At 67.8% G+C, this 12,350-nt stretch carries 12 protein-coding genes; 2 read left to right on the top strand and 10 right to left on the bottom strand.

Annotated features, from left to right (window positions below):
• Window positions 1–341 precede the first annotated feature (341 nt).
• The 6 genes from ABS361_04035 to ABS361_04060 all read right to left on the bottom strand — a co-directional run bounded on the left by ABS361_04035 (window position 342) and on the right by ABS361_04060 (window position 6,099).
• Window positions 342–947 (bottom strand): CVNH domain-containing protein, encoded by a 606-nt coding sequence (locus ABS361_04035; GenBank protein XBY45464.1) that lies wholly within the window; start codon window positions 945–947, stop codon window positions 342–344.
• Between the two features lie 165 nt (window positions 948–1,112).
• Window positions 1,113–1,406, bottom strand: a complete 294-nt coding sequence (locus tag ABS361_04040; protein ID XBY45465.1) for a hypothetical protein — start codon at window positions 1,404–1,406, stop codon at window positions 1,113–1,115.
• Window positions 1,407–1,742: 336 nt separating this feature from the next.
• Complete coding sequence (locus ABS361_04045) at window positions 1,743–2,483, bottom strand: peptidase (GenBank protein XBY45466.1); 741 nt, start codon at window positions 2,481–2,483, stop codon at window positions 1,743–1,745.
• A gap of 267 nt (window positions 2,484–2,750) precedes the next feature.
• A complete protein-coding gene (locus ABS361_04050) occupies window positions 2,751–3,569 on the bottom strand; it encodes a transglutaminase family protein (protein XBY45467.1) in 819 nt (272 codons plus the stop codon).
• 12 nt (window positions 3,570–3,581) lie between these two features.
• Window positions 3,582–4,520 carry an alpha-E domain-containing protein gene (locus ABS361_04055; protein XBY45468.1) on the bottom strand — a complete coding sequence of 313 codons (939 nt, stop codon included), beginning with the start codon at window positions 4,518–4,520 and terminating at the stop codon, window positions 3,582–3,584.
• A gap of 58 nt (window positions 4,521–4,578) precedes the next feature.
• Window positions 4,579–6,099: a circularly permuted type 2 ATP-grasp protein gene (locus ABS361_04060; protein ID XBY45469.1), complete on the bottom strand. Its 1,521-nt coding sequence runs from the start codon at window positions 6,097–6,099 to the stop codon at window positions 4,579–4,581.
• A gap of 434 nt (window positions 6,100–6,533) precedes the next feature.
• Here ABS361_04060 and ABS361_04065 point away from each other — a divergent pair, with 434 nt between their 5' ends.
• Window positions 6,534–7,679 (top strand): GGDEF domain-containing protein, encoded by a 1,146-nt coding sequence (locus ABS361_04065; GenBank protein ID XBY45470.1) that lies wholly within the window; start codon window positions 6,534–6,536, stop codon window positions 7,677–7,679.
• Between the two features lie 64 nt (window positions 7,680–7,743).
• Here ABS361_04065 and ABS361_04070 read toward each other — a convergent pair whose 3' ends face one another.
• Window positions 7,744–8,646 carry an alpha/beta hydrolase gene (locus ABS361_04070; GenBank protein XBY45471.1) on the bottom strand — a complete coding sequence of 301 codons (903 nt, stop codon included), beginning with the start codon at window positions 8,644–8,646 and terminating at the stop codon, window positions 7,744–7,746.
• Window positions 8,647–8,825: 179 nt separating this feature from the next.
• Here ABS361_04070 and ABS361_04075 point away from each other — a divergent pair, with 179 nt between their 5' ends.
• A complete protein-coding gene (locus tag ABS361_04075; GenBank protein ID XBY45472.1) occupies window positions 8,826–9,773 on the top strand; it encodes a helix-turn-helix domain-containing protein in 948 nt (315 codons plus the stop codon).
• Between the two features lie 48 nt (window positions 9,774–9,821).
• Here ABS361_04075 and radC read toward each other — a convergent pair whose 3' ends face one another.
• The 3 genes from radC to sfsA all read right to left on the bottom strand — a co-directional run bounded on the left by radC (window position 9,822) and on the right by sfsA (window position 12,347).
• Window positions 9,822–10,517, bottom strand: a complete 696-nt coding sequence (gene radC, locus ABS361_04080) for a DNA repair protein RadC (GenBank protein ID XBY45473.1) — start codon at window positions 10,515–10,517, stop codon at window positions 9,822–9,824.
• A 166-nt stretch (window positions 10,518–10,683) separates the two neighbouring features.
• Window positions 10,684–11,511 (bottom strand): type I methionyl aminopeptidase, encoded by an 828-nt coding sequence (gene map / locus ABS361_04085; protein XBY45474.1) that lies wholly within the window; start codon window positions 11,509–11,511, stop codon window positions 10,684–10,686.
• A 137-nt stretch (window positions 11,512–11,648) separates the two neighbouring features.
• A complete protein-coding gene (gene sfsA, locus ABS361_04090; protein XBY45475.1) occupies window positions 11,649–12,347 on the bottom strand; it encodes a DNA/RNA nuclease SfsA in 699 nt (232 codons plus the stop codon).
• Between the last annotated feature and the right edge of the window lie 3 nt (window positions 12,348–12,350).

Below are 12,350 nucleotides of genomic sequence, written 5' to 3' on the forward strand. Positions count from 1 at the left end.
GCGGGCTCCGGTGTCGGTCTCGCCGCGGCCCCGCTGATGCGGGTGGCGGCGCGGACGAGACCGTGCCCGCGACCGGCCGTCGGCGGCCACCCGATTTCGGACAGGTCCGGTTCGCCGATCTGATCGGGGCTGGAGCGGCATCCGATCAGATTGGATCGGATGCCGCCCCAGCCTACTTGTAAACGCAAGCCTTTTCCGATCGGAGTGAATCACTCCGATCGGGCCTTGCTCTACACGGTTTCGGAGCAGGCGGCGCTGGAGCCGGCCCTTGCAGGTATCCAGACAAGAAGACGGCCCGGAGCGGGGCTCCGGGCCGTCTTTGCGTTGGGGGAGCGCCTCGCTCAGCGCGAGCAGTTCAGGCGGCCGTCCTGGTTGCCGATATCGCCGCGGCACTGGCGGACGTCGATCCGCGACCGCGCCATCTCGCCGTCGGTGTCGCGGCAGCGCGCGGTCAGGATCACGCCGTCGAAGGACTCGACGCGGCAGGTGCGCAGGTAGGAGCCGCCGGGCGCCTGCGGGCCGCCCCAGTTGTGCTCGCGAACCGGCGGCTGGCGGCGCTGCTGGCCGCCCCAGTCGTCCTCGTAGCCATTGTTGCGGCGCGGGCGATCGCCCTGCCAGCCATTGTCGGACCGGCCGTTGTCCCAGCCGTTGCCGCGCGGCGGCTGCCGCATCTCGCGGCCGGCGACCGTGCCGCCGCCACGGCCGGCGCAGACCAGCCGGCCGTAGTCGTTGTTGACCTCGGCACGCGGCGCGCAGGCGCGCGTGTCGAGCACGGTCGTGACGGCATTGCCATTCGGGGCACGGCAGGTCGCCATCAGGTTGGCGCCATCGAAGCTGATGTCACGGCAGGTGCGCAGATAGCTGCCGCCGGGCTGATACTGCGCGGAGGCGGTGCCGGTCGAGGCAACGAAGGCGACGAGAAGCGTCGCGAGACCGAATCTAATCATTGAAGTCAAATTCCTTTCTCCCGGCCGCGTCCGTTCCGCGCGGTTCGGCGGAACTATGGTCGTAAGCCACATGAAATGTGTAGAGGGATTTTTGAGGCGAACCGATGGCCGAACCGGCCTTGTCGGGCTGGTTCGGCTTCGCGCCTTCGCAGAAGACGGTCCCTCTCACTTGCAGGCCCAGACCTCGACGGTCTGCTGGCCGCAGGCGTAGAAGCCGTTCACCTCGCAATTGGGGCCCGAGGCGCCCGAACCGCCGGCGCGGCAGGCGCTCTTCGCCCGATCGAGGGCGTCGCCTTCATTCGTGCTGGTCCCCGAATAGGACTTGCCGAACTTGTTGTACTTGCACGTCCAGTTCGACCCCTTCACCTGCTGGGTCACGATGGTCGGGCGCTTGCCGCCGGTGCAGACCGGGCGCGGCCCGGTCGGGGCCGCCGATGCCGGCGTGGCGCAGACGGACACGGAAAACGAAAGGACAGCGAACAATGCAATGAAAGAGTGTTTCATAAGATCAAGTCCTCCGGAAATAGAAGTGTCTGCATCGTGTTGCCGACAGATGTCGTTCGGCAAAATATTCCAGCCGCCGCAAGTCTGATCATATCTGCGACTGACTGTGGGAATTCATCATGGGCATCGCGTCAGGGGGTGTCAAACGCTCGGTCGCGGCCACCGCCGTGCGGCGGGGGGGCGGCGCGAGTGTCACCGTGCCGCAGCGCGGCCAGTTGACGTTCAGCAGCGCTGAACCATCGCAGCCCGCGCTCGTCGAGGCGCTTGCGACCGGGGAGAGGACGGCCGCGCTCAGATCCCGTAGGGCGGTCGCGGGATGTTTTGATGCGCCTGCCGCAGCGCCGCCGACCAGCGTTCGCGCAGATCGTGAAAGTAGGGCTCGCCCGGCTCGATGCGGTGGACGAGTTCGGCATCGATCTTGTCCCGCGGGATGACCGCGAGATCGATCGGCATGCCGACGCCGAGGTTCGAGCGCATGGTCGAATCCATCGAGATCAGGCCGATCTTCAGCGCGTCCTGCAGGTCGGTGTCGAACTTGATCGCTCGGTCGAGGATCGGCTTGCCGTACTTGTGCTCGCCGATCTGCAGATAGGGCGTATCGGCGGTCGCCTCGATGAAGTTGCCGGCGGAGTAGATCATGAACAGCCGGAGCCGACCGCCCTTGATCTGGCCTGCGAGCAGCATGGTGCAGTCGAAGGCGAGGTTCTTCTGCTCGAGCATGCGGCCGTCGAGCCGGTAGACCTCGCGCACCGCCCGGCCGAGCAACTGGGCGGCCTTGAACATCGACGGTGTGTTCTCGAAGGTCTCGATCTCGCCGGTCTCGGGATTTTCGAGGCCCTCGGTCACCTGCGATACGATGCTCTGGCTGATCGCCAGATTGCCGGCGGTGGCGACCGCGATGACGCGCTCGCCGGGGCGATTGATGACGTTGAGCTTGCGGAAGGTCGCGATATTGTCGAGACCGGCGTTCGTGCGCGTGTCCGCGATCATGACGAGGCCCTCGCGGACCAGGATCCCGACGCAATAGGTCATCTCGTTCCCCTCGAGGCGCCGCCGCCCGCGCTCGCGAGCCGGCGGCGTCTGCCTGTTCCATCCATCCGCCGACCGGCCGCGACGGCTACGGTCGCGGTTCTCGTATACGTGCAGGTCCCGCCGAGGCAAGCCCGCGCCGCGTCGCAGGGCTCGATCTTTCGTCGTGCCTGTTCATTGGGCGCCGAACCCGCGGCGCCGCCCTCGGGGGCGGCGAGCATGAGATCGATCGGAGCCGGGCTCGCAGCGATCCCGGCCCCGCACGGACCGTCAGGGCCGATCGAGCCGGGTGATCGCCACCTTCACCTTCATCGATTCGCCGGTCCCGCCATAGCGGGTTCCGCGAATCGGCGCCGCGTCGAGATAGTCGAGCCCGCTTGCGATTCGCACATGGCGGTCGGTCGGGCAGACCTCGTGGGTCGGGTCGAAGCCGATCCAGCCGATGCCGGCGACGAAGCCCTCGACCCAGGCATGGCCGGCCTCGTGAGTCTCTGTCGTGCCGGGATCGAACACGTAGCCGCCGACGTAGCGGGCCGGGATATCGAGCGCGCGGGCGGCGGCGATGAACAGATGCGCGAAGTCCTGGCAGACGCCGTGGCGCTGCTCGAACACCTTCGCAGCGCTCGTGCTCGGGTCGGTCGCCTCCTTGTCGTAGGTCCACTCGGCGTGGATCCGGCGCATCAGGGCGTGCAGGGTGGCGAGCGGGTCGCCGCCCTCGCCGCAGGAGATCGAGCGGGCGAATTCGCGGATGTCCGGGTCGGGCCGGGTCAGCTCGGTGTCGCGCAGGAACAGGGACAGCGGAAACCGTTCCTTGGTGCCGCGCACGATGCCTTCCGAATACTCGGTCAGCACCTCGCCGGTCGCGGTGATCACCAACTCCTCGATCGGGCCATCGATCGAGAAGGAGTGGGTCAGGTTGCCGAACGGGTCTTCGACCGGCGACAGGCGGCAGTCCTGAGAGACGTCGATGCGCCACTCCTGCACGAACTGCTGGGCGGAATTGCGCGGGGTCAGCCTCAGCGTCTGGATCGCGTAGGAGGCCGGCGTCTCATAGGAATAGGTCGTCTCGTGGGTGATCGACAGGCGCATGGGGAGGGGGCCTCAGACCAGATACTGATCGGTGATCAGGGCGCCGAGCTTGTTGTTGTCGGCGATGAACTCGCTCAGGAACTCGTGCAAGCCGGACTGGAAGACCTCGTCGATGTTGGCGTTGGAGAGCCGCGAGAAGGTCGCGCGGGCGAGCCGCTGGCTCGGGCCCTGGCGGCCGTGGGCGCGGGCGAGCAGGTCGAGGTAGCGGGCGATGTTCTCGTAGCAGCTGGCGACCGAGCGCGGCATCTGGGCGTTGAGGATCATCAGGTCGGCGACCAGCCAGGGCTTCAGGTTCTGCCGGTAGACCCAATGATAGGAGGTCAGCGCCGAGACCGAGCGCAGGATCGACGACCACTGGAAATAGTCGAGGCTGCCGCCGACCGGGGCACCGGGCGGCAGGAGCACATGGTACTTCACGTCGAGGATGCGGGCGGTCGCGTCGGCGCGCTCGAGGTAGACGCCGAGGCGCGTGAAGAAATAGGCCTCGCTCCTCAGCATGGTGCGGTACGCCGAGCCGTCGTAGGCGAGCGAGGTCTGCTTCACGAAGCGCAGGAAGTCGGAGATCCGGCCCGGATCGACGTCGGTCGGGTTGAACTGCCGCAGCTCCAGCCAGGCCGAGTTGATCGTCTCCCACATCTCGGCCGTCAGCGCGGTGCGGACCGCGCGGGCGTTCTGGCGGGCGATCTCCAGGCAGTTGCGGATGCTCGACGGGTTCGAGGCCGAGAAGGCGAGATACTCGATCACCTTCTCCTCGGTCGCCTCGCCGTGGCGCTCCGTGAAGGCGGTCAGAGAACCGGTCGCCAGCAGGGCGGATTCCCATTCGTTGGTCGAGCCGTAGCCCTGGGGCAGGGCGGCGAGGCGGGCGGCGGCATCGATGATGCGCGCGGTGTTCTCGGCGCGTTCGATATAGCGCGAGAGCCAGTAGAGACTGTCGGCGGTCCGGCTGAGCATGGGGCGGGTCTCGTCGGCGTGCGCGGAAGCCCGGCCGGCCTCCGCGCGGGAAGAAGGATCAGGGCGCGCGGGCGGCCGTGGGGCGGGACTGGGTCTGCGATTGGCTCTGACTGCCTCCCGCGCCCGATTGCGTCTGGCTCTGCGCCTGGCCGGCGCGCGGCGGATCGACCACCCAGGTGTCCTTGGTGCCGCCGCCCTGGCTGGAGTTGACCACCAGCGAGCCCTCCTTGAGCGCGACGCGGGTCAAGCCGCCCGGCACGCAGCGGATGCCGTCGGCGCCGGTCAGCACGTAGGGACGCAGGTCGACGTGGCGGGGCGCCACGCCTTCGCCGACGAAGGTCGGACAGGTCGACAAGGCCAGCGTCGGCTGGGCGATGAACTTGGCCGGGTCGTGCTTCAGCTTCTGCCGGAACGCCTCGATCGTGGCCTTGTCGGCCTTCGGGCCGACCAGCATGCCGTAGCCGCCGGAGCCGTCGACCTCCTTGACGACCAGGTCGCCGAGGTTGTCGAGCACGTATTTGAGCGCCTCGGGTTCGCGGCAGCGCCAGGTCGGCACGTTGTTGAGGATCGGCTCCTCGCCGGTGAAGAACTTGATGATCTCCGGCATGTAGCTGTAGACGGCCTTGTCGTCGGCGACGCCGGTGCCGACCGCGTTCGCCAGCGTGATGTTGCCGGCCCGGTAGGCCGCCATCAGGCCGGGCACGCCGAGCACCGAATCGGGCCGGAAGGCGAGGGGATCGAGGAAGTCGTCGTCGAGGCGGCGATAGATCACGTCGACCCGCTTCGGCCCCTCGGTCGTGCGCATGAACACGGTGTTCTCGCGCACATAGAGATCGCGGCCCTCGACCAGTTCGACGCCGAGCTTGTCGGCCAGGAACGAGTGCTCGTAGTAGGCCGAGTTGAACGGGCCCGGCGTCAGGATCGCGACCGTCGGGTCGCCGGGCGCGGAGAGCGGCGCGACCGACTTCAGCGTCGCCAGCAACTCGTCGGTATAGTTGTCGACCGGCTGGATGCGGTGCCGGGCGCACAGGTCCGGGAACAGCCGCATCATCACCTCGCGGTTCTCCAGCATGTAGGAGACGCCGGAGGGGGTGCGCGCGTTGTCTTCCAGGACGTAGAACGTGTCCGCGTCGACGCGGACGATGTCGATGCCACCGATCATCACGTAGATGTCGTGCGGCAGCTGCATGCCCTGCATCTCGGGCCGGTAATAGGGATTGCGGTAGACCAGTTCCTCCGGCACCACGCCGGCGCGGATCGCCTCGCCGCGGCCGTAGACGTCCTTGAGGAACATGTTCAGCGCGGTCACGCGCTGGCGAAGGCCCTTGGCCAGCTTGTCCCATTCGGTGGTGGTGAGAATGCGCGGCACGATGTCGAACGGGATCAGCCGTTCCTCGCCGGCGGCGTCGCCGTAGACCGCGAAGGTGATGCCGATCCGTCGGAACAGCAATTCGGCTTCGCGTTGCCGCTGTCTGAGCATTTCGGGGGGCGTGCTGGCGAGCCAGCTCTTCACGATCTCATACCCGGCTCGGCAATCGTCGCCGAGGGCTGTCATCTCGTCGTAGGCTGGTTTGGCCATCGCCTCTCTCTTCGCCCTTGAAACGTCTTCGCCCTTGAACGCGTCCCGCCGGCGCATCGTTGCGCCGTCGACCGGCTTCGGAGGCTGGAACCGCCGTTCGTCCGTCCTCCCGACGGCCGGACGCTCGCCTCGGCTCCCGCGTCTCCACTGTGAACCCGATCGCGCGGGAATGCGATCCTCTTTCCGTAGGATCTTCCGCAAAGGCCGTGCCACAGGGCAAGAGGGCCGAAAAGGCAGATTGCCCGCAAAAGCGGCGATCGGATCTGCATCGAATCCGATCAACTGCACATTGTGTAGCCGGAATCGCGCCGATGCAGCAGGCCGTCTGACGCCGTTACGGAAGCTTGGCGTATGGTCGAGCTCAAGCTTCGTTGTTTCCCTGTTAACCGAAATGGAATATCAGCGGCGCGTCGCACCTCGGAGCACCGCCGCTCATGGTCCTCGGCATGGATCTGCCGCTCGATTTCGCCACCGTCTTGTCCCTGTACAAGACATCGCTGATCGTGGGCACGGTCTGCTTTCTCTACCTGAGGGCGACCAGCACCGGGCCGGACGGCTCGGGCTTCCTCGCGGCCGCCTTCTTCTGCCATGTGATCGGCTCGAGCCTCGCGAGCCTCGGCCTGTTCCGGCGCATCTCGCCGGAGGCGTCGCAACTGCCGAGCCTGCTGCTCGGCATCCTGGGCCTGTCGCTGTTCTGGATCGGCATCTGCGAGCTCAGCACGCGGCGGATCGAACGCCGGCAATACCTGATCCTCATGGCACCGGTGATCGCCCTGGTCGCCAGCGACCTCACGGGGCTTCATCGCGATCAGGACATGTCGATGGCGACGCTCGACGGCTTCATGGTCGTGGTGCTGACCGGCTCGGTGATCCGGTTGCTGCTGGACCGCGCGGCGGAGCCGCTGCTCGCGCGCTCGCTGCTCGCCGCCGTCATCACATTCCAGGCGATCGCCCTGTGGTTCGCCACGCTCAGTCATCTCGGCCGGTCGACCTTCTTCTTCGCGCCGGAAAAGATCTATTACGCCTCGATCGTCGGCAATTTCGGCGTCGCGCTCTACGCGGTGCTGATCGTGCGCGAGCGCGCGGAGAAGGCGCTGCAGCGCATCGCGCATGTCGATGCGTTGACGGGCGTGTCCAATCGCCGGCACTTCTTCGAAGTCGTGCCGGCGCGGCTCAGGGCTGGCGATGCGGTGATCCTGCTCGACGTCGATCACTTCAAGACCATCAACGACCGGTTCGGCCATGCCACCGGCGACCGGGTGCTGACCGTGATCGCCGGGCGGATGCAGGCGGTGCTCGACGACGGGCAGGTGCTGGCGCGATTCGGGGGCGAGGAATTCGCCGTGTTCGCGCCGGGCCTCGGTGATCGGGCGACCGCGCTGGCGGAGCGGCTGCGCTCCGCGATCTGCGCAACGGCCGTGCCGGTCGACGACGAGCGTGAGGTGAATGCGACGATCAGCATCGGCGTCGCGGTCGCGGCCGTCGAGGGTGCCCTGCTCGAGCTGCTGCTCGGCCATGCCGACCGCGCGCTCTATCAGGCCAAGGATCAGGGCCGCGACCAGGTCAGGCTCGCGGCCTGAAACGTTGCGGGACCGACCGCGGATGGGCGCGATGCGGCTGCGCCCACCCGCGACCATCGACAGGTCAGTCCAGGCCCAGATGGCGCTTGAACCAGGCCGTCGCCGGGCCGGCGGAGGCTTCGAAGTCCTTCACATAGGCATCGAAGTGGCCGCCCGGGAGCGTGACGAGATGCTTGGGTTCGAGCGCGCGCTCGTAGGCTTCGAGGGCGAGGTCGGCGACGGTCAGCACGTCGCCGAGCGCCACGATCATCATCAGCGGGGTCGGGCTGACGAAGCTCACGTAGCTGCCGGGCTCGTATTCGGTGAACATCTCGACCGAGCGCAGCGTGACCTCGTTCTTCCAGGACGGGGCGCGGGTGCGGCCCGTCTCGGTGAACCAGGCCCAGCTGTCCGGCGTCGGCAGCGCCGACGGTGCCGCCGGGTCTTCAGCGACGACCGGGATCATCGCGGGCGGAGCGCCGGCGAGCCGGGCACGGCGGTCGTCATCGAAGGCCTTCTGGACCCCCGCCAGATAATCGGCGCGGATCAGGCGGCGGGCGTTGCGGTGGCCGCTGGCGAGCGGCACCTGCGAGACGACGCATTTGATCCGGCGATCGATGGCGCCGAGCACGAGCACATGGCCGCCGCTGTAGCTCGAACCCCAGACCCCGATCCGGTCGGCGTCGACTTCGGGCAGGCTCTGGGCATGGGTGATGGCATCGCGATAGTCGCGGACCTGTTGCCAGGGATCGATCTCCTGGCGCAGATCGCCATCGCTGGCGCCGAAGTTGCGGTTGTCGAACACGATCGCGCCGAGGCCGGCGGCCGCGAAGGCCTCGGCGAAACGGTCGAGATACATTTCCTTCACGGCCGAGAAGCCGTGCGCCATGACGATGGTCGGCACGCTGCCGCTGCGCCGCTCGGGCAGGTAGTGCCAGCCGCGCAGCGTCACCCCGTCTTCGGTCTTGAACTCGATGTCCTTGCGCATGCGCCGATGATCCTCCCATAGTCTCGTTGTTGGGCGGTCCGAGCGACCGAACCGCGCAACGATCCTGGGATGCCGGGCCGGAGCCGTCTTGTTCGCCACTGCGCGGCGACTTGACCATCCGTGCATGAAGCCGCCCGCAGAGGCGGTTCCCGCAGCATTCCGATCTCGGGGAGGGCACCATGTCGGTCCGGCATTGGGCGACCAGCGCGCATCCCGCCTCCGGGCGGTTCGAAGCGTGGCGGCAGGCGCTCGACGACAGTCACCTGGAATGGGAACTCGATGCGGTGTCGGACGCGGATTTTCAGGCGCGCATCCGGGAGCGGCGGGTCGACGATCTACGGCTCGTCGAATGCCGCTGCGATCCGTGCCAGGGCCAGCGCGGTCGCGCGGAGATCGGCCGCAGCGACGAGGCCTATTTCGGCATCCTGTTCGAGCTGAGCGGTCGCGAGACGACCCGGCAGGGCGACACCGAAGCGCTGCTCGGTCCGGGCGACTTCGTCATGTGGGACAGCGAGCGGGCGATGGAGTTCCGCGTCCATGACCGGCTGCACAAGTTCACGCTGCTGGTGCCGAAGCCGCGCATGGACGCCGTGCTCCACGGCGCGCATGGCTATGCCGGCACCGTCGTGCGCGGCGCCGACCGCAATGGCGCGATCGCCTCGAGCGCGCTCGCCCGGCTCGCGCGCGATTTCCATGGTCTCGGCGAGACGGAGCTGTCGGCGCTGACCGATCCGATCCTCGGGCTGGTCGCCGCCGCCATGACGGCGAACCGCCCGAGCGACCGCATCGGCGCGCATGAGGGCGATTTCCGGCGCTTCTGCCGGTATGCCGAGCGCCATCTCGGCGATGGATCCCTCGATCCGGCGCGCATCGCCGCGGCGCATGCGGTGTCAGTGCGCTATCTGCATCTGGTCTTCGCCGAGCAGGGGACGACGGTCGGGCGCTGGATCCGCGAGCGGCGCCTGGCCAATTGTCGACGCGATCTCGTCCGCGCGGGGGCCGGCGTCACGATCACCGAGATCGCGTTTCGGTGGGGCTTCAACGACATGGCGCACTTCAGCCGGCTGTTCAAAGCCCGCTTCGGCGTTTCGGCGCGCGCGGTGGTGCGGTCCGGCAGGTTGCTGTGAGTGGCGCCGGCCCCATGAAACCGCCCGCGGCGGTCCCCGTCGCCCCGGTCACATCAGGCGCAGGCCCTTCAGGCTGACGTGGCCGTCGCGGCCGATGATGATGTGGTCGTGCACGACGATGCCGAGCGGCTTGGCGACATCGGCGATCTGCTTGGTCATGGCGATGTCGGCCTGACTCGGCGTCGGATCACCCGACGGGTGATTGTGCACCAGGATCACGGCGCTCGCGGAGAGTTTCAGTGCCCGCGCGACCACCTCGCGCGGGTAGACCGGCGTGTGATCGACCGTGCCGACCTGCTGCACCTCGTCGGCGATCAGCGCGTTCTTCTTGTCGAGGAACAGGATGCGAAACTGCTCGCGCCGCTCGTAGGCCATGGCGGTGCGGCAGTAGTCGATCACCTCCGACCACGAGCCAAGCGCGATCTTCTTGCGCAGCGCCGCCTTGGCGATGCGCTGGGCGCTCGCATGGATCAGCTTGAAGTCGGTGACGACGGCCGGGCCGACGCCGTCGATCTCGAGCAGCCGGTCCTCCGGCGCGCCGAGCACGTCGCCGAACGAGCCGAACTTGGCGATCAGCTCCTTGGCGAGCGCCTTGACGTCCCGGCGGGGGATGGTCCGGAACAGGACCAGCTCCAGGAGCTCGTAGTCCGGCAGCGCGTCCGCGCCGCCGTCGCGGAACCGCGCCTTCAGCCGTTCGCGGTGGCCGTGCCAGTGGGGGGCGGACGCATCTTCGAAGCCGGACATCGGTTTTCTCTGGGGTTTTCCCTTAAACCTCGATCCGAGCCGCACGAATCGCCCGTCGCCGCTCGTCCCGGTTCGCGCGAGCCTACACCGTCCACAACCTCGTCCGGAACCCGGCGTTACACAGGGTCAAGGCGTTCGCCCGGCCGCAAGGCCGGGCAGACGTCGATCAGACCGCGTAGGGCGGCTTGTCGAGACCAGCCGGCGACAGCGTGAACACCTCGCAGCCGGTGTCCGTGACGCCGACGGCGTGTTCGAACTGCGCCGAGAGCGACCGGTCGCGCGTGACCGCGGTCCAGCCGTCGGAGAGCACCTTCACATGCGGCCGGCCGAGGTTCACCATCGGCTCGATGGTGAAGATCATGCCGGGCTTCAGCTCGACGCCTTCGCCGCGGCGGCCGTAGTGCAGGATGTTCGGCGCGTCGTGGAACAGGAGCCCGAGGCCGTGGCCGCAGAAGTCGCGGACGACCGAGCAGCGCTCGGCCTCGACATAGGTCTGTATCGCGTAGCCGATGTCGCCGGTGGTCGCGCCGGGACGCACCGCCGCGATGCCGCGCATCAGCGATTCGTAGGTGACATCGAGCAGGCGCTCGGCCGCGCGCTTCAGCTCGCCGACCGCATACATGCGCGAGGAATCGCCATGCCAGCCGTCGAGGATCACGGTCACGTCGATATTGACGATGTCGCCGTCGCGCAGCGGCTTGTCATTCGGAATGCCGTGGCAGACGACGTGGTTGATCGAGGTGCAGACGCTCTTCGTATAGCCGCGATAGTTCAGCGTCGCCGGCAGGGCGCCGTGATCGAGCGCAAAACGGTAGACGAAGGCGTCGATTTCGTCGGTGGTGACGCCCGGCTTCACGACGGCGCAGAGCGCGTCGAGACACTCGGCGACGAGCCGGCCGGCCTTGCGCATGCCGGTGAAGCCTTCTTCGCCGTAGAGCCGGATGGCGCCGGTGTTCTTCAGCGGCGCCGTCGCCGCGTCGACGTAGGTGATCATGGTGCGTGCTTTCAGCGGGCCGGTCCGGACTCGCGCTTCGTTGCGTTTGAGGCGTCTTTCGCTGTCCGACAGCATATAGGACTTTCGTGCGTCGATTTCAGCCGAAACATCGTCGCGTGCGCAAGTCGTCGTCGGGCTCAGCCGACCAGCGGGATGCGCCGATCGACGACGATTTCTTGCGGGTTGATGCGGCAGGCGTAGGCGACGGCTTCGACGCCGGCGCGAAGCGCCTTGTCGAAGGCATGCCCGTAGGCCGGATCGATATCGCGGGCGAGCGTCATCTCGGTCGCGTCGGTGCGCTGGACCAGGAACACCATCATCGCCCGATGGCCGCGTTCGACCTCGGCGGCGAGCTCGCCGAGGTGTTTCGTCCCGCGCGCGGTCACCGAGTCCGGGAACTCGGCCAACCCCTGCCGACGCGACAGGTGGACGTTCTTGACCTCGACGAACAGGCGTCCGCGCGCATCGTCCTCGAGCAGGATGTCGACGCGCGAATTCACGCCGTATTTCACCTCGCGCCGTAGGCTCGCGTAGCCGGCCGCCTCGGCGATCGTGCCGTCGCGGATCGCCTCGGCGACGAGCGCGTTCGGGTGGCCGGTGTCGATGCCGACCAGGGCCGTGCCGATCTCCACGATCAGCCAGGAGTGGGCGAGCTTGCGTTTGGGATCGTCGGAGCGCGACAGCCAGACGCGCGCGCCGGGCGGCGCGACGCCGAGCATCGAACCGGAATTGGCGCAATGCGCGGTGACGATCTCGCCGGTATCGAGTTCGACGTCGGCGAGGAAGCGCTTGTAGCGCTGGATCAGGCGGCCGGTGACGAGCGGTGGCAGGCGCATCGC

The organism is Ancalomicrobiaceae bacterium S20 (genome assembly GCA_040269895.1).
GTDB lineage: Bacteria > Pseudomonadota > Alphaproteobacteria > Rhizobiales > Ancalomicrobiaceae > Methyloraptor > Methyloraptor flagellatus.

Coding starts and splice junctions, on each gene's coding strand:
- ABS361_04035 (XBY45464.1), bottom strand. CDS start 947: ATGATTAGATTCGGTCTCGCGACGCTTCTCGTCGCCTTCGTTGCCTCG.
- ABS361_04045 (XBY45466.1), bottom strand. CDS start 2,483: ATGACCTATTGCGTCGGGATCCTGGTCCGCGAGGGCCTCGTCATGATC.
- ABS361_04050 (XBY45467.1), bottom strand. CDS start 3,569: ATGCGCCTGTCGATCACCCACGAGACGACCTATTCCTATGAGACGCCG.
- ABS361_04055 (XBY45468.1), bottom strand. CDS start 4,520: ATGCTCAGCCGGACCGCCGACAGTCTCTACTGGCTCTCGCGCTATATC.
- ABS361_04060 (XBY45469.1), bottom strand. CDS start 6,099: ATGGCCAAACCAGCCTACGACGAGATGACAGCCCTCGGCGACGATTGC.
- ABS361_04065 (XBY45470.1), top strand. CDS start 6,534: ATGGTCCTCGGCATGGATCTGCCGCTCGATTTCGCCACCGTCTTGTCC.
- ABS361_04070 (XBY45471.1), bottom strand. CDS start 8,646: ATGCGCAAGGACATCGAGTTCAAGACCGAAGACGGGGTGACGCTGCGC.
- ABS361_04075 (XBY45472.1), top strand. CDS start 8,826: ATGTCGGTCCGGCATTGGGCGACCAGCGCGCATCCCGCCTCCGGGCGG.
- radC (XBY45473.1), bottom strand. CDS start 10,517: ATGTCCGGCTTCGAAGATGCGTCCGCCCCCCACTGGCACGGCCACCGC.
- map (XBY45474.1), bottom strand. CDS start 11,511: ATGATCACCTACGTCGACGCGGCGACGGCGCCGCTGAAGAACACCGGC.
- sfsA (XBY45475.1), bottom strand. CDS start 12,347: ATGCGCCTGCCACCGCTCGTCACCGGCCGCCTGATCCAGCGCTACAAG.